The 16,220-nt window shown below is 56.6% G+C and carries 14 protein-coding genes; 9 read left to right on the top strand and 5 right to left on the bottom strand.

What is annotated here, in order from left to right; translation table 11 throughout:
- The first annotated feature begins 8 nt into the window (after positions 1 to 8).
- From mnmE to OO25_RS06245, 5 genes are read left to right on the top strand one after another with little or no spacing between them, the layout of a single operon-like run.
- Positions 9 to 1,301, top strand: coding sequence for a tRNA uridine-5-carboxymethylaminomethyl(34) synthesis GTPase MnmE (mnmE, locus tag OO25_RS06265; RefSeq protein WP_040178992.1), 1,293 nt, complete (start codon positions 9 to 11; stop codon positions 1,299 to 1,301).
- 12 nt (positions 1,302 to 1,313) lie between these two features.
- Positions 1,314 to 3,188 (top strand): tRNA uridine-5-carboxymethylaminomethyl(34) synthesis enzyme MnmG, encoded by a 1,875-nt coding sequence (gene mnmG / locus OO25_RS06260; protein ID WP_040179186.1) that lies wholly within the window; start codon positions 1,314 to 1,316, stop codon positions 3,186 to 3,188.
- Positions 3,189 to 3,803, top strand: coding sequence for a 16S rRNA (guanine(527)-N(7))-methyltransferase RsmG (gene rsmG / locus OO25_RS06255; protein WP_040178990.1), 615 nt, complete (start codon positions 3,189 to 3,191; stop codon positions 3,801 to 3,803).
- Positions 3,796 to 4,605 carry a ParA family protein gene (locus OO25_RS06250; RefSeq protein WP_040175111.1) on the top strand — a complete coding sequence of 270 codons (810 nt, stop codon included), beginning with the start codon at positions 3,796 to 3,798 and terminating at the stop codon, positions 4,603 to 4,605. Before rsmG ends, OO25_RS06250 begins: the two co-directional genes overlap by 8 nt.
- Before the next feature lie 20 nt (positions 4,606 to 4,625).
- Positions 4,626 to 5,519: a ParB/RepB/Spo0J family partition protein gene (locus OO25_RS06245; RefSeq protein ID WP_040175112.1), complete on the top strand. Its 894-nt coding sequence runs from the start codon at positions 4,626 to 4,628 to the stop codon at positions 5,517 to 5,519.
- Here OO25_RS06245 and OO25_RS06240 read toward each other — a convergent pair.
- The 4 genes from OO25_RS06240 to rph are packed head-to-tail and all read right to left on the bottom strand — an operon-like array spanning position 5,509 to position 8,337.
- Positions 5,509 to 5,862, bottom strand: coding sequence for a YbaN family protein (locus tag OO25_RS06240; RefSeq protein WP_040178988.1), 354 nt, complete (start codon positions 5,860 to 5,862; stop codon positions 5,509 to 5,511). The two genes, OO25_RS06245 and OO25_RS06240, sit on opposite strands and share 11 nt — an antisense overlap.
- Positions 5,863 to 5,865: 3 nt before the next feature.
- Positions 5,866 to 7,020, bottom strand: a complete 1,155-nt coding sequence (hemW, locus tag OO25_RS06235; RefSeq protein ID WP_040178986.1) for a radical SAM family heme chaperone HemW — start codon at positions 7,018 to 7,020, stop codon at positions 5,866 to 5,868.
- Complete coding sequence (gene rdgB / locus OO25_RS06230; RefSeq protein ID WP_040178984.1) at positions 7,013 to 7,627, bottom strand: RdgB/HAM1 family non-canonical purine NTP pyrophosphatase; 615 nt, start codon at positions 7,625 to 7,627, stop codon at positions 7,013 to 7,015. Before rdgB ends, hemW begins: the two co-directional genes overlap by 8 nt.
- Entirely contained in the window at positions 7,624 to 8,337 is a 714-nt protein-coding gene (gene rph, locus OO25_RS06225; RefSeq protein WP_040178982.1) for a ribonuclease PH, read from the bottom strand. The genes rdgB and rph overlap by 4 nt, the downstream gene beginning before the upstream one ends.
- 154 nt (positions 8,338 to 8,491) lie before the next feature.
- Between rph and hrcA the strand changes: the two genes are divergently transcribed.
- The gene (gene hrcA / locus OO25_RS06220) at positions 8,492 to 9,568 is read left to right on the top strand and encodes a heat-inducible transcriptional repressor HrcA (RefSeq protein ID WP_024098879.1); all 1,077 of its coding nucleotides are present in this window, start codon (positions 8,492 to 8,494) and stop codon (positions 9,566 to 9,568) included.
- Between the two features lie 9 nt (positions 9,569 to 9,577).
- A complete protein-coding gene (locus OO25_RS06215; RefSeq protein WP_024098878.1) occupies positions 9,578 to 10,141 on the top strand; it encodes a nucleotide exchange factor GrpE in 564 nt (187 codons plus the stop codon).
- A gap of 102 nt (positions 10,142 to 10,243) precedes the next feature.
- Here the strand turns inward: OO25_RS06215 and mutS are convergent, their stop codons facing one another.
- Positions 10,244 to 12,859, bottom strand: a complete 2,616-nt coding sequence (gene mutS / locus OO25_RS06210) for a DNA mismatch repair protein MutS (RefSeq protein ID WP_175304804.1) — start codon at positions 12,857 to 12,859, stop codon at positions 10,244 to 10,246.
- 162 nt (positions 12,860 to 13,021) lie between these two features.
- On the opposite strand from mutS, the gene OO25_RS06205 reads away from it, so the two are divergent.
- Together OO25_RS06205 and OO25_RS06200 are read left to right on the top strand one after the other, a co-directional pair.
- Complete coding sequence (locus OO25_RS06205; protein WP_040178977.1) at positions 13,022 to 15,277, top strand: NADP-dependent malic enzyme; 2,256 nt, start codon at positions 13,022 to 13,024, stop codon at positions 15,275 to 15,277.
- A 4-nt stretch (positions 15,278 to 15,281) separates the two neighbouring features.
- Entirely contained in the window at positions 15,282 to 16,154 is an 873-nt protein-coding gene (locus OO25_RS06200; protein ID WP_040178976.1) for a ribokinase, read from the top strand.
- Positions 16,155 to 16,220 lie beyond the last annotated feature (66 nt).

Raw genomic sequence — 16,220 nt, 5'->3', positions numbered from 1 at the left:
GTCACCTGATGGACACGATCTTTGCGCTGGCCTCCGCCCAAGGGAAGGCCGGCGTTTCGGTTATACGCCTCTCTGGCCCAAAGGCTATCAGCACCGCTTCTGTTATCAGTGGCGGTGCTTTGCCCTGTCCTGGTCGGGCGTTGCGCGTTCTGTCTGATCGCAGTAAGGCGCGTATCGACGAAGCCTTGGTGCTCACTTTCGCCGGCCCGAATAGCTTCACTGGTGAGGATACTGTTGAATTTCAGGTCCATGGCAGTACGTCGGTTGTCAGTGCCATGCTTGATCTATTGGGTCAGTTTGAAGATGTGCGGCTGGCGGACCCAGGTGAGTTTACCCGCCGTGCGCTTGAAAATGGTAAGCTGGACCTCTCCCAGGTTGAGGCATTGGCGGATTTGATCGATGCAGAGACCGAGGCGCAGCGGGTACAGGCGCAAGCCGTACTCGCCGGCGGGCTTTCTGATTTGGCTGAGCGCTGGCGAAAAGACCTTATTCGCGCTGCATCCCTGATTGAGGTAACAATTGACTTTGCCGATGAAGATGTTCCCGTAGATGTCACTGAGGAAGTCAAAGAGCTTTTGGCCGGCGTAACAGCGGATTTGGAACCTCAGATTTCTGGTGTACAGATGGCTGAACGGATTCGCAGCGGTTTTGAGGTTGCAATCATCGGTGCGCCAAACGTTGGCAAGTCAACACTACTCAACGCTCTGGCCGGCCGCGAGGCTGCTATTACGTCGGAATATGCCGGCACGACCCGGGACGTAATCGAGGTAAGGATGGATTTGGCGGGTCTGCCAGTCACTCTTCTTGATACCGCCGGCCTGCGCGAGACTGACGACCATGTCGAAGGGATCGGCATCAGAATAGCGAAGAAACGGGCAGAGGCGGCAGACCTTCGCGTGTTTTTGACCAATGATCGAGATGCAATTGATATCGACATCCTTGAGGACGATATTGTTGTTACCCCAAAGGCGGATCTGATCGGCAATGATGCTTCTAAAAAGGCGGTTTCCGGACAAACCGGGCAGGGCATAGATGTGCTGATCGCGGACATTACCAAAGCGCTGAAAAATCGTGCTGGTAAAGCGGGTATTGCCACGCGTGCGCGACATCGAGAGACAATGAAGACGGCATATGACCGCCTGAAGACCGCGCAAGATGTGCTAAACTACGGTCCAGAGTTTTATGATGTCGCCGCCGAAGATCTGCGCTCGGCCATTCGCGCCTTGGAGATGTTGGTTGGCCGCGTAGGAGTAGAGAACCTTTTGGATGAAATCTTCTCCAGTTTTTGCTTGGGAAAGTAAGGAGTGTTTCACGTGAAACATCCAGATTACGACGTCATCGTTGTTGGTGGTGGTCATGCGGGGACAGAGGCCGCCCATGCGGCTGCCCGTATGGGCGCAAAAACAGCTCTTGTTACCCTCACAAAGGACAGCATTGGTGTGATGTCTTGCAATCCCGCAATTGGCGGATTGGGTAAGGGGCATCTGGTTCGTGAGATCGACGCACTCGATGGCGTTATGGGGCGTGTCGCTGATAAAGCCGGCATACAATTCCGCCTCCTCAATAGACGCAAGGGGCCGGCTGTGCAGGGCCCAAGGGCGCAGTCAGATCGGAGGATCTATCGTCGTGAGATGTTGGCTGAGACAGAAGCCCAGCCTAACCTTGATATTATCCCAGGCGAAGTCACCGATTTTATGATGACTGGCAACAAGGTCAATGGTGTGTGTCTGGCTGACGAAAGCCAGATCAAAAGTCACGCCGTCATTCTGACATCCGGAACCTTCCTGAGGGGCGTTATTCACATCGGTGATGTATCTAAACCGGGCGGCCGTATGGGGGATAAGCCTTCGATCCGCCTTGCAGAGAGACTTGACAGTTTCGATGTGCAACTCGGGCGGTTGAAGACAGGCACGCCACCGCGACTGGATGGCCGCACCATCGCATGGGAGAAGCTGGAGGGGCAGCCCGGAGATGATGATCCTACGTTCTTCAGTTTCTTGACAACATCTACATCGGCAGCTCAAGTCGTTTGTGGGATTACACATACCAACACGCAGACACATGATATTATTCGGGATAATCTCGGAAAATCTGCCATGTATGGCGGGCACATCGACGGCGTTGGTCCGCGCTATTGCCCGTCAATTGAAGATAAAGTGGTACGGTTCGCTGACAAAGAAAGTCATCAAATCTTCCTCGAACCAGAGGGCGCGGATGATCATACCGTCTATCCCAATGGTATTTCGACAAGTCTGCCACTAGAAATCCAAGAGAGTTATGTTCGCTCCATTTTCGGTTTGGAAGATGCCGTGATCTTGCAGCCAGGGTATGCAATTGAGTATGATTATGTGGATCCGCGCGCTTTGGGACTAGATTTGGCCCTAAAGTCGCATCGGGGTCTATATCTTGCAGGGCAAATCAACGGTACCACAGGATATGAGGAAGCTGCAGCACAGGGTCTTGTAGCGGGGTTGAATGCCGCACGGTATTCAAAAGAGATGGAACCGGTCACGTTTAGTCGCTCCGACAGCTATATTGGCGTGATGATCGATGATCTCACAACAAATGGGGTGACTGAACCTTATCGAATGTTCACGTCTCGGGCCGAATTCAGGCTATCTCTGCGTGCGGACAACGCTGATCAGCGGTTGACTGGTATCGGGCTTGATCTTGGGTGCGTCGGTGAGGTGCGTCGTGAGTTATTTTCCAAAAAAATGGAGAAACTCGAGGCGGCCCGATCCCAAATGGATAATCGACGGTTCACACCGAAAGAGATCAATGAAGCTGGTATCACAGTAAATCAGGACGGCAACCGACGGACGGCGACCGACGTATTGGCATTCCCTGATGTGGTGTTCGAGGATATCTTGCGTCTGCTACCCGACCTTGGAAGCTGTGAAGACCCTATACGACGGCAAATCGAGCGAGATGCCCTGTACGCAAACTACATCATTCGACAGAAGCGAGAGATCGAAGCGCTGAAACGCGACGAGGGGTATCGTATTCCATTTGATTTCTCGTATGATTTTGAAGGTCTGTCGAATGAACTACGTGGCAAACTGGAAAAGTCCAAGCCGGAGACCCTCGCTCAAGCGGGGAGAGTCGATGGGATGACACCAGCGGCGCTGGCACTGATTCTGGCAAGGTTGCGCCGAAGCGATACTACAGGCCAGGGGAAGACCGCGTAAATGGGCGAGATGAAAATTGGGGAGACATATGTTTCACGTGAAACATATGAGCGCCTTAAGCACTACGAACTCCTTGTCAAAAAATGGTCTCCAAAAATCAATCTTGTCGCCAAGTCTACACTGGTCGACGTATGGGATCGCCATATCGTGGACTCCGTGCAGATCTGCCAGGGAATTGATTTTCCACGGTCCTGGCTTGATATCGGGAGTGGAGGTGGCTTTCCAGGTGTTGTTGTTGCGATTCTGGCCGCGGAGCGAGCGCCAGATTGCGCAGTTACTCTGATCGAAAGTGATCAGCGGAAGTGCGCATTTCTTCGCACGGCTATTCGTGAATGCGGCGTGACGGCAACGGTGGTATCTGAGCGTATCGAAAAGGTGCCGCCGATGGCGGTTGATGTTATCTCAGCACGTGCACTAGCCGATCTTTCGGCGTTGCTTGGCTTTGCCGAACGACATCTCCAACCGAAGGGAATTGCACTTTTTTCCAAGGGAATACAGTGGAAAAAAGAAGTGGATAACGCGCGGAGCCAATGGCAATTTGACCTGAAATCCACTAAGAGTTGGACTGAACCCGACGCGGTTGTTTTGGAAATCAGGGGAGTTACGCGTGTCTGATTTGTCCCGGCCGGCTGGGCCACGAATTATTGCCGTGGCCAATCAAAAGGGTGGCGTCGGCAAGACGACAACCGCAATTAATTTGGCAGCAGCTCTGGTTGAAACGGGGTATAGGGTCCTGGTTGTCGATCTGGATCCCCAAGGCAATGCCTCGACAGGTCTTGGAATCGAGGCGACAGATCGCACTCTTACAACCTATGACCTTCTTGTAGATGATGTTGCATTGAATGAGGTTATCCGCGAGACGGAGATTGAAGATCTTTGCATTATCCCGGCGACCGTTGATCTGAGTTCGGCGGATATCGAACTTTTTACAAATGAAAAGCGCAGCTTCCTGCTGCACGATGCGTTGCGTCAGCCGGCAATGGATGACTACGATTGGGATTACGTCCTGATCGACTGTCCTCCATCTCTGAACCTATTGACCGTCAACGCAATGGTTGCGTCCCATTCTGTGCTGGTCCCATTGCAAAGTGAATTTTTCGCCCTTGAGGGGGTCTCACAACTGATGCTTACAATCCGCGAGGTGCGTCAGACAGCAAACCCGAACCTTCGGATTGAGGGAATTGTGCTGACGATGTACGACCGGCGGAATAACCTGTCTCAGCAGGTAGAGCAGGACGCCCGTGGGCATCTGGGGGAATTGGTCTTTGAAACGAAGATTCCTCGAAATGTGCGTGTCAGTGAGGCGCCGTCGTACGCGTTGCCGGTATTGACCTACGACACGAACTCGCTAGGGGCGAATGCGTATCGCGCCCTTGCAGAAGAACTGATTGCGAGACATCAGAAACTCGCAGCCTAACCACAGCTGGAGGCGCAGTAATGTCAGAAAAGAAAAACAAACCCAGAGGATTGGGAAGAGGCTTGTCAGCTCTAATGGCGGATGTGAACCCGGAACCTGTTAGCACAGAAAAACAGGCAGTCAGAAGCACCGAAATCATGGTGCCAATCGAGAAAGTTATCGCGAACCCGGATCAGCCGCGTCGCCAGTTTTTGCAGGAAGATCTGGATGACCTAACCGCGTCGATCCGGGAGAAGGGGGTTCTTCAGCCTCTTATCGTGCGGCCGCGTCCTGGCGGGCAGTATGAGATTGTTGCCGGCGAACGCCGCTGGCGTGCTGCGCAAGGCGCAAAACTGCACGAAGTACCGGTCATTATTCGGGACTATTCCGATGTCGAGATGATGGAAGTTGCCATCATTGAGAACATTCAACGCTCTGACCTTAACGCCATGGAAGAGGCGCAAAGTTACAAGCAGTTGATGGATAAATTTGGCCATACGCAGGAGAAAATGGCCGAAGCGCTTGGTAAAAGCCGGAGCCATATCGCCAATCTGGTCAGGCTGCTGCATCTGCCGGATGATGTACAGTCTTTGGTTCAAGAACGACGTCTCTCAGCTGGTCATGCCCGTGCTCTTATCACTTCTGACAATGCGTCAGATTTGGCGAAGAAAATCGTTAAAGGTGGTCTGTCAGTACGTGCGACTGAGGCGCTGGTGAAGAAAGATGCTGCCGGCCTGCAGGTTGCAACAGCGCGTTCGGCCAAGAAAACAGCAGAAAAAGATGCGGATACGCGCGCCTTGGAAGCAGATCTCTCAGCCGCGCTGCGCATGAAAGTGTCGATTGATCATCGCGCGGGTGGTGAAAGCGGTGTTCTGTGCGTTAGCTACGCATCTCTGGATGAGTTGGATGATCTTTGCGGGCGCCTTAGCCGCTAGGGCGTGACCATATGAATATCATCACGGCACCAAGTGTAATGGCCTGAATGATCAGGACGTGATTTGGTGCTGAAAAAACAACCGACAAACCGAACACGGCGGCAACTGAGATGGTTGCCGCCTTTTTTGCGGCGGGTCGAATAGCGCCTCTCTCATGCCAATCCTGGATCATAGGGCCAAATAGTTGATGGTTTATGATCCACTCGTGCAGCCGCACGGAAGAATTGGCAAAGAAAAAACTGGCGAGCAGCAAAAATGGAACGGTGGGTAAGAGAGGAAGGACGACTCCTACAATAGCCAATCCAACACATACAAGCCCAAGCGCGGCGTAGAGAAGACGCATAAACTACTCCACTAGAAGATCGCGGAGAACGGCATTTAGGACCGCGCGGCCGGCGTCAGTTGCCTGAATACGATTTTCCGAGAGATCTAACATTCCAATTTCGCAGAGGTTGGAGATCCGCTCGGAAGAGAGAGTATGGCCGGACAAGGCGCGGAACCGATCTAAATCGAGCCCCTCAACCAATCGCATCCCCATCATAAGGTATTCAGCACCCGCATCTTCAGGAGTAAGTGGCGTTCGCGAAGACTCCCCAGTTTGGCTTTCTGCAGCTGCCAGCCAGGCGCCGGGTTGCAGATAGGTTTCCGTGGCGTACCGGGTACCGTCCAGAGTCAGGCGCCCATGCGCTCCTGGCCCAATACCAAGGTAATCGCCATAGCGCCAATAGATCAGATTGTGCCGCGACTCCGCGCCGGGGCGCGCGTGGTTGGAGACCTCATAGGCGGGCAGACCATGCTTGTCGCAGATGTCCTGGGTGGCGAGATACATGTCAGCGGCGTTGTCGTCGGTCGGAAGATCGCGCAACTTGCCCCGCGCGTATCGATCGCCGAACGCTGTGCCATCTTCAATGGTCAATTGATAAAGGGACAGGTGGTCAATCGCCATGGACAAGGCTTGGTCGAGTTCCTGCTGCCAGCCGGCCAGTGTCTGACCCTGACGCGCATAAATCAGGTCAAAACTGACTCTGTCAAAGCAGTTCCGAGCCACATCAAAGGCCTTTTGTGCCTCAGAAACACTGTGCATCCGCCCAAGACGGCGCAGGTCATTGTCGTTAAGCGCCTGAATACCCATAGAAATTCGGTTGACGCCAGCATCCCGGTATCCTGTAAAGCGACCAGCCTCGACTGAGGTTGGGTTTGCTTCAAGAGAGATCTCTATGTCATTGGAAAAAGGCCATATTTCCCGAGCAGTCTCAACAATTGTGGCTACAGTATCGGGATGCATCAGGGACGGTGTCCCACCCCCGAAAAAAATCGTATTCAGAACGCGTCCCGATAGAGATGGGGCCGCGCGCAGCATGTCCGATCGATAGGCTGCAGCCCAACGATTTTGGTCGATCTGCGCGGTGACATGGCTGTTGAAATCGCAATAGGGGCATTTGGCCTGACAGAAGGGCCAATGCACATAGAGACCAAACCCCCCGTTGCGCCAATCATCCACCGAAACACGCCTCGACAAATTTTGCGACGGCCTGTCCGCGGTGGCTGATCTTGTTTTTAGCCCAACGATCCATTTCGGCACAGGTTTGATCATGCCCATCTGGCTGGAACATTGGATCATAGCCAAACCCATCCTTGCCGCGAATAGGCCAAACCAGCTGGCCGGGCATCACGCCTTCGAACACCTCATCGTGACCATCGGGCCAGGCGAGAACAAGCGTGCAGCGAAATTGGGCAAGGCGGGGGTGGGCTGCACCCTTGGCTTCCAGTTCATTATGGGCGCGGGTCATGGCCATCATGAAATCGCGGCCATCACCGGTTTCCGCCCAGTCAGCGGTGTAAACGCCGGGGGCGCCATCTAGCGCATCAATGGTGATTCCGGAATCATCGGAGAGAGCCGGTAAACCAGTCGCCTTGGCGGCGGCATGGGCCTTGATCCGGGCATTCCCGACAAATGTATCTTCGGTTTCGGCGGGTTCAGGAAGTTCCATCTCGCCGGCACCAACGACACTCACGCCAAAGGGTTGGAGGAGATGTTTCATCTCCTCCAGCTTGCCTTTGTTATGGGTGGCGACCAGCAGCCGGTCGCCGGCAAATTTGCGGGTCATGCGCAGGCTGCCTTCTGCAGTTCTGCCAGTTCGGCGGTGCCCTTGGTTGCGAGATCCATCAGCATGTCCATCTGCTCGCGGCTGAACATGGATCCTTCAGCGGACATCTGCACTTCGATGAGTTGGCCAGAACCTGTCATGATGAAGTTGCCATCGACGCCGGCCTCTGAATCTTCCGGGTAATCGAGGTCCAGCACCGGCTGACCTGCGTAGATACCGCAGGACACTGCGGCTACGGGATCAACGAGGGGATCAATCTTGACCTCACCGGTTTTCATCAGCTTGTTCACCGCAAGACGTAGGGCAACCCAGCCGCCGGTGATGGAGGCACAGCGGGTGCCGCCGTCGGCCTGCAGCACATCACAGTCGATGCTGATCTGCCGCTCACCGAGTGCAACGCGGTCGACGCCGGCGCGCAGTGCGCGTCCGATCAGGCGCTGAATTTCGACGGTGCGGCCGCCCTGTTTGCCCATCGCGGCTTCGCGGCGCATACGGGTGTTGGTCGCGCGGGGCAGCATGCCGTATTCAGCGGTTACCCAACCTAGACCTGAGCCTTTGATAAACGGGGGCACACGATCCTCAATGGTGGCGGTGCAGAGCACATGGGTATCGCCCATCTTGATCAGGCAGGATCCCTCAGCGTGTTTGGTGAAACCCGTTTCGATGGAAACGGCGCGCATTTGGTTCAGATCTCGTCCGGAGGGTCGCATGGGTCATCCTTTGTTTGGTTACCCATCGGGATAGCGTCCGCAGGGTTGGCGATGCAAGCATGATTGACCTTTTGGTGCTGCGCTCTTTAATGACAACTGTAGGACAGGGAGCCAAGGCTTGCGGAACTTCGGCAGTGACCACACATAGAATGCGATGAACAGCAGTACCGACATATTGAAGGATATGAATGATCGGTCACGGGATGTGTTCCGTGCGGTCGTGGAATCCTATCTGGAGACGGGAGATCCCGTCGGCAGCCGTACTCTGACGCGATCGCTGAATGAGAAGGTGAGCGCTGCGACTGTGCGCAACGTGATGCAGGATCTGGAGCATCTTGGACTGTTGAACAGTCCGCACACCAGCGCCGGTCGGGTTCCAACGCAGGTCGGATTGCGGATGTTTGTGGATGGTCTGCTTGAAGTTGGGGATTTGAACACCCAGGACCGCCAGAAAATTGATGAAACCATGGGCGGGACTGCTGGCGGTGGGGCTGCGGGTCTGGCCGGTATGCTGGATCGTGTCGGTTCGGCCCTGTCGGGGGTGACACAGGGGGCCTCCTTGGTGCTGACCCCGAAACATGAAGCCGAAATTCGCCATATTGAATTCGTCACTCTCGCCCATGATCGTGCGCTGGTTGTTCTGGTGTTTTCAGATGGTCACGTGGAAAACCGCCTGTTTACGCCACCGCCCGGACAGACGCCCAGTTCAATGCGGGAGGCGGCGAATTTCCTCAATGCGTTGATCGAGGGACGCACATTGGGCGACGTGCGCGGCGCTATTCAGGAAGAGATCAAGGCCCGGCAGCAGCAGATCGACGTTCTGGCCCGTGAAATGATCGAAAGCGGTTTGGCCGCTTGGGAAGATGACGGCAGCGATTCTGCGCGGCTGATTGTGCGCGGTCGGGCGAATCTCCTATCCGACGGTGGGGCTGCGGAGGAGCTGGACCGGATCCGGAACCTGTTTGATGACCTGGAACGCAAACGCGATATCGAAGAGTTTCTTCAGCTGACAGAAGATGGCGAAGGTGTGCGCATTTTTATCGGTTCGGAGAACAAACTTTTTTCACTTTCGGGTTCCTCTTTGGTGGTGTCTCCCTATATGAACGCGGATCGAAAGATCATTGGTGCGGTGGGTGTCATTGGCCCGACCCGCCTGAATTACGGCCGGATCGTGCCGATTGTGGACTATACGGCGCAACTGGTCGGGAAGCTGCTTTCCGACCGGAGTTAGAGGTGAAATATGGCAGAGCCCAAGAACGACGATTTTTTGGACGACATCACAGAAGCCGAAGCAGAGGAGCTCTCTGCGCAGACTGAAGAATTTGATGATGCAGCGCTGGAGCTGGACAGCCTGCGGGCTGAACGGGATGAGCTGAAAGATCGGTTCATGCGGGCCCTGGCTGATGCGGAAAACGCGCGTAAGCGTGGCGACAAAGCGCGCCGTGAAGCTGAGCAATACGGCGGTTCCAAACTGGCGCGGGACATGCTGCCGGTTTACGACAATATGAAACGTGCGATCGAAGCTGCCAGCGATGAACAGCGCGAAGTTTCCGCCGCTTTGATTGAAGGCGTGGAACTGACCATGCGCGCACTGCTTGGTGTGTTTGAAAAGCACGGTATGCAGGTGATCGCGCCGGAAGTTGGTGAGAGATTCGATCCGCAGGTGCATGAGGCGATGTTCGAGGCCCCGGTGCCAGGTACCAAAGCCGGCGATATCATTCAGGTTTCTGCAGAGGGCTTCATGCTGCACGACCGTCTGCTGCGCCCGGCGCAAGTTGGTGTTTCCTCGACGCCGGCGAGCTGAACTGCAGCAGTGACGGGCCTTGTGGCCCGTGCCTGCGGCGCGAGTATTTTTGGAAAGATGACAAGCGGCCCCGTGGTGATCCATGGAGGCCGCTTTTCTGTATCAGCTCCCGGCTTCTTTCAGGCGATAAAGCGCTTCCAGTGCTTCCCGTGGTGAGAGATCATCAGGGTGGATGTCGTCCAGAAGCATTTCGACTGGTGAGGGGCCGACCGGTGCTGCTGGTTGCGGCGGTGGGGCGGCAGCGAAGAGGGGAAGATCGTCGATCTGGATTTTGCCGGCGCCACTGCGGCTGCCCTCTTCCAGCATGTCCAGAACGTCCCGAGCCCGTGCAACAACCGATCCGGGCAGGCCGGCAAGCTGCGCTACCTGTACCCCGTAGGAGCGATCTGCGGCGCCTTTCTTGACCTCGTGCAGAAAGATGACTTCGCCTTCCCATTCCTTGACCGAAACGGTGGCATTATCGACGCCGGGCAGCTTGCCGGCGAGCTGGGTGAGTTCGTGGTAATGGGTCGCAAACAGCGCGCGGGCGCGATTGACCTCATGCAGATGTTCCAGCGTTGCCCAGGCGATCGACAGCCCGTCATAGGTCGCAGTACCGCGCCCAATTTCGTCGAGAATGACCAGTGCGCGATCATCTGCCTGATTGAGGATGGCCGCGGTTTCAACCATCTCAACCATGAAGGTCGAGCGCCCGCGTGCCAGATCGTCCGAGGCACCAACCCGGCTGAACAACTGGCTGATCAGTCCGATATGGGCGCTGTCGGCTGGAACGTAGCTCCCCATTTGGGCGAGGATGGCAATCAGGGCATTCTGGCGCAGAAAGGTTGATTTACCGGCCATGTTCGGACCGGTCAGCAGCCAGATGGCGGCCCCTGTATCGGCGGTTAGATCGCAGTCATTGGCAACGAAGCTGCTGCCACCCTGTTGCCGCAGTGCCTGTTCCACAACGGGGTGTCGCCCCCCTGAAATACTGAACTCGCGCGAGGTGTCTACCGTTGGACAGGACCAGTTTTCACCTAGAGCGAGATCGGCCAAGGCGGTGACCAGGTCCAGTTCTGCCAGTCCCCGCGCTGCTGCATTCAGCAAGGCCGCATTTGCCAGAATAGCGTCTGATAGCCTTGTATAGAGCCGCTTTTCAATCTCCAGTGCCAGATTACCGGCATTTAGAATACGGGTCTCGATTTCGCTCAGTTCCACCGTGGTGAACCGAACCTGATTGGCTGTTGTCTGGCGGTGAATATAGGTCTCCGACAGGGGGGCGGAGAGCATTTTCTCTGCATGGGTCGCGGTGGTCTCGATGAAGTAGCCGAGCACATTGTTGTGCTTGATTTTCAGCGAATTGATGCCCGTGTGATCGGAGTATTTCTTTTGCAGCGCTGCAATGACGGAGCGACCTTCGTCACGCAGTGTGCGGGCCTCGTCCAGCTCGCTGTCGTAGCCCTCTGCAATAAATCCGCCGTCGCGAGCCAAGAGGGGGGGCTCTGCAATCAACGCGGCATCAAGCAGGGGTAACAGATCGTCAAATCCGGTGAGCCCGGAGAGCGCCTGTTGTAGAAGTGGCGGCATATCTGCCCTGTCGCAGAGGTCCGAAATAGCCTCAGACTGGATCAGCGTGTTGCGTACCGCAGCGAGATCCCGTGGGCCGCCGCGATCCAGGGCAAGCCGGGACAGGGCCCGGTCCAGATCGGGTGTCTTGCGCAGAGCAGCGCGCAGAGATTGCGCGAGTTGCGTTTGCTCCACCACGAAGTCCAGCGCCGTCAACCGGGATCGGATCACATCGAGGTTGCGCGATGGGCTGGACAGCCGTTGTTCAAGAAGCCGACCGCCGGCGGGGGTTACGGTGCGATCCACCACCGCAAGCAGTGAGCCGCTGCGCCCGCCAGTCAATGAGCGGGTGAGTTCTAGGCTACGACGAGTCGCAGCGTCGATCTGCACAACCCTGTCCTCGGCCTCCTGCTGCGGGGGCTGAAGCAGTGGCAGCTTACCCTTTTGTGTGATGTCGAGATAGTCGATGACCGCGCCCATGGCCGAAATCTCTGCTCGGTTGAAGGAGCCGTAAGATTCCAGTGTTGAGACTTTGAAGAGATCACAGATGCGTTTTTCAGCGGCGGTGCTGTCGAAACTGGATTTTGCCAGTGGGGTTACCGGGATCTGATGGTCCTCTGCAATGGTGCGCAGCTGGTCCAGTGCGGGACCATCGGGGACAATCAACTCCGATGGCGCCAGCCGGGCCAGTTCAGGGGACACCCGGACGGATGCGACGGGCATCACATGGAACGCGCCCGTGGAGATATCTGCCCAAGCGAGGGCGGACTGGTCGCGTAGCTCGCAATAGGCGGTGAGGAAATTGTGACGGCGCGCCTCCAGCAGGGAGTCTTCGGTGATGGTGCCGGGGGTGACCAGCCGCACCACATCCCGTTTCACAACCGATTTGGAGCCACGTTTCTTGGCCTCTGCAGGGCTTTCCAATTGTTCGCCAACGGCGACACGAAACCCCTTTCGGATCAATGTCAGCAAATAGCCCTCGGCGGCATGAACCGGGACACCACACATCGGAATGTCGTTGCCATCGTGTTTGCCGCGTTTGGTCAGCGCGATGTCGAGGGCCTCTGCCGCGTTGACGGCATCGTCAAAGAACATCTCGTAGAAATCGCCCATGCGGTAGAACAAGAGGGCATCCGGGTACTGCGCCTTGATGTCGAGGTATTGGGCCATCATCGGCGTGACTGTGGACAAAGTTCGGCTCCGTAAAATGGGGGATTTCTTTGGCGCGACCTTACAAATCAGGCGACTGCGACGAAAGGTGAAAACGCAACTTCGTTGAGAAGAGGCGCGCGCTGGGCTATGACGCTTGAGACAGTGAGAGGACACCCAAAGCCAATGCCCAAAGCGAAGATTACCAACGAAGAGGCGCTTGCCTTCCATCTGGAACCGACCCCTGGCAAATGGGAGATCAACGCAACGGTCCCGATGACCACGCAGCGGGATCTGTCGCTGGCCTATTCCCCCGGTGTTGCGGTGCCCTGCGAGGCGATCGCGGAAAACCCGGAAACCGCTTATGACTATACAAACAAGGGCAATCTGGTTGCGGTCATCTCCAACGGGACTGCGGTTCTGGGGTTGGGCAATCTCGGGGCGCTGGGCTCCAAACCGGTGATGGAGGGCAAATCTGTCCTGTTCAAACGGTTTGCCGATGTGAATTCCATCGATATTGAGTTGGATACCGAAGACCCGGATGAGTTCATCAAGGCGGTGCGCCTGATGGGGCCAACGTTTGGCGGGATCAATCTTGAGGATATCAAGGCGCCGGAATGTTTCATCATTGAGCAGCGTCTGAAAGAAGAGATGGACATCCCGGTGTTCCACGATGACCAGCACGGTACGGCGGTGATCTGCGCCGCTGGTCTGATCAATGCGCTGCATATCTCTGGCAAGAAGATCGAGGATGTGAAAATCGTCCTCAACGGAGCCGGCGCCGCAGGTATCGCCTGTATTGAACTGCTGAAGGCAATGGGCGCGCGGCATGAAAATTGCATCGTCTGCGATACCAAAGGCGTGATCTATCAGGGCCGTACCGAGGGGATGAACCAGTGGAAGTCCGCCCATGCGGTCAAGACGGATCTGCGCACGCTGGAAGAGGCGATGAAGGATGCGGATGTGTTCCTTGGCGTATCTGTCAAAGGGGCGGTGACACAGGATATGGTGAAATCCATGGCCGACAATCCGGTGATCTTTGCGATGGCAAACCCGGATCCTGAGATCACCCCGGAAGAGGCGCATGAGGTGCGTGTGGATGCGATTGTCGCCACCGGCCGGTCTGATTATCCCAATCAGGTCAACAACGTCCTTGGCTTTCCCTATCTGTTCCGTGGCGCATTGGATATCCACGCCCGCGCCATCAATGACGAGATGAAAATTGCCTGCGCCCATGCGCTGGCTGGGCTCGCGCGGGAGGATGTGCCGGATGAGGTGGCGCTGGCCTATGGCAAATCGTTGTCCTTTGGCCGGGATTACATCATCCCGACACCGTTTGACCCGCGTCTGATCCATCGGATCCCACCCGCTGTGGCAAGGGCAGGGATGGACACGGGCGTTGCACGTCGTCCGATCATCGACATGGATGCCTATGAACACGGGCTGCGTGGGCGGATGGATCCGACCCAGTCGATCCTGCGTGGTCTGAACGCCCGTGCCCGTGCAGCGCAATCACGCATGATCTTTGCCGAGGGCGACGACCCTCGCGTTTTGCGTGCGGCGGTGATGTATCAGCGATCTGGCTTCGGCAAAGCGCTGGTTGTTGGTCGTCCGGAAGATGTCCGCAGCAAGCTGGAAACAGCGGGTCTGGGCGATGCGGTGCGTGAGCTGGAGATTATCAACGCGGCCAATACCCAGCATTTCGAGACCTACAAGGACTTCCTCTATGAGCGGCTGAACCGCAAAGGCTTTGATCGCAAGGATGTTCACCGCTTGGTTGGGCGCGACCGACATGTGTTTTCAGCGCTGATGTTGGCGCATGGGCATGGCGACGGTCTGGTCACCGGAGCCACCCGGAAGTCTGCGCATGTGCTTGATCAGATCAACCATGTGTTTGATGCCGATGCGACCAATGGATCAGCCGGGGTGACCGCGCTTCTGCACAAGGGGCGCATTGTGCTGATTGGCGATACGCTGGTGCACGAATGGCCGGATGAAAATGACCTCGCCAATATCGCTGAACATGCCGCAGGCGTGGCCCGGCATATGGGCCTTGAGCCGCGGGTGGCGTTTGTCAGCTTCTCGACCTTTGGCTATCCGGTGTCGGAGCGTGCGGAGAAGATGCATATCGCCCCCACGGTGCTGGACCAGCGCGGTGTCGATTTTGAGTATGAAGGCGAAATGACCGTCGATGTGGCGCTGAACGCCAAGGCGCAGGAGGCCTATCCCTTCCAGCGCCTGACCGGTCCGGCCAATATCCTGATCGTACCCGCGCGCCACTCCGCGTCGATTTCGGTCAAGCTGATGCAGGAAATGGGTGGGGCAACTGTTGTTGGTCCGATCCTGTCAGGTGTCGATAAGCCGATCCAGATCTGCTCGACCACCTCGACGGCAAATGACGTTCTGAACATGGCGGTTCTGGCTGCCTGCAATATCGGGTGATCTCATGGCGATCTGGAACCTAGGCTCAATCAATGCCGACATGATTTATGCGCTGCCCCATATGCCGACTGCGGGGGAAACCCTCGCGGCGACGGGGCTGGAGCAGTTTCTGGGCGGCAAAGGCGCCAATATGTCGGTCGCGGCGGCGCGTGCCGGCAGCCATGCTTGTCACTTGGGTGCCGTCGGGCCGGAGGGAAGCTGGGCTGTCACGCGTTTGTTGGAATACGGTGTCGATACGCGGCATATCGCCCAGTTGGAGGTGCCGACCGGCCACGCCATCATTGCCGTGGATCCAACAGGTGAGAACCAGATCATCCTGTTCCCGGGAGCAAACCGTGAGATCAGTGCGGATCAGGTTGGCGCCGCGCTGTCTGCCGCCAGCGCTGGCGATATTCTGGTGATGCAGAATGAAACCAACATGCAGGCCGAGGCAGCCCAGATGGGGCGTGATCTGGGCTTGAAGGTTGCCTATGCCGCGGCGCCGTTTGATGCCGCGGCGGTTCAGGCGGTCCTGCCCTACCTCGACTATCTGTTCCTGAATGAGGTCGAGGCCGAACAGCTGCGTGATGCGACAGGCAAAACGCCTGAGGCGCTGGGCGTTGCGGATGTGATTGTGACGCTGGGTGCCAAGGGCGCGCGCCACTACGACACGACGGCGGGAACCACCCATGATGTCGCGGCGCATTCCGTTGTCCCGGTTGATACAACAGGGGCTGGTGATACCTTCACCGGCTATGTGCTGTCTGGTCTGGATCGTGGACTGCCGATGGCGCAGGCGTTGGCGCAGGCCAATCGCGCCGCTGCATTGATGGTGACGCGGAAGGGCACCGCCGATGTGATCCCTGACCTGAAGGAGGTTCAGGACGCAAGCTTTTGATCCTGCCAACAGGGTCTGCATAGGAAAAGGCGCGGTATCATCCGCGCCTTCTTCATTTCAATCGCC

The organism is Phaeobacter sp. S60, assembly GCF_000826845.1.
Taxonomy (GTDB): domain Bacteria; phylum Pseudomonadota; class Alphaproteobacteria; order Rhodobacterales; family Rhodobacteraceae; genus Phaeobacter; species Phaeobacter piscinae.
The sequence above is the reverse complement of the archived record's forward strand: the minus strand, read 5'-3'. Positions and strand labels throughout refer to the sequence as shown.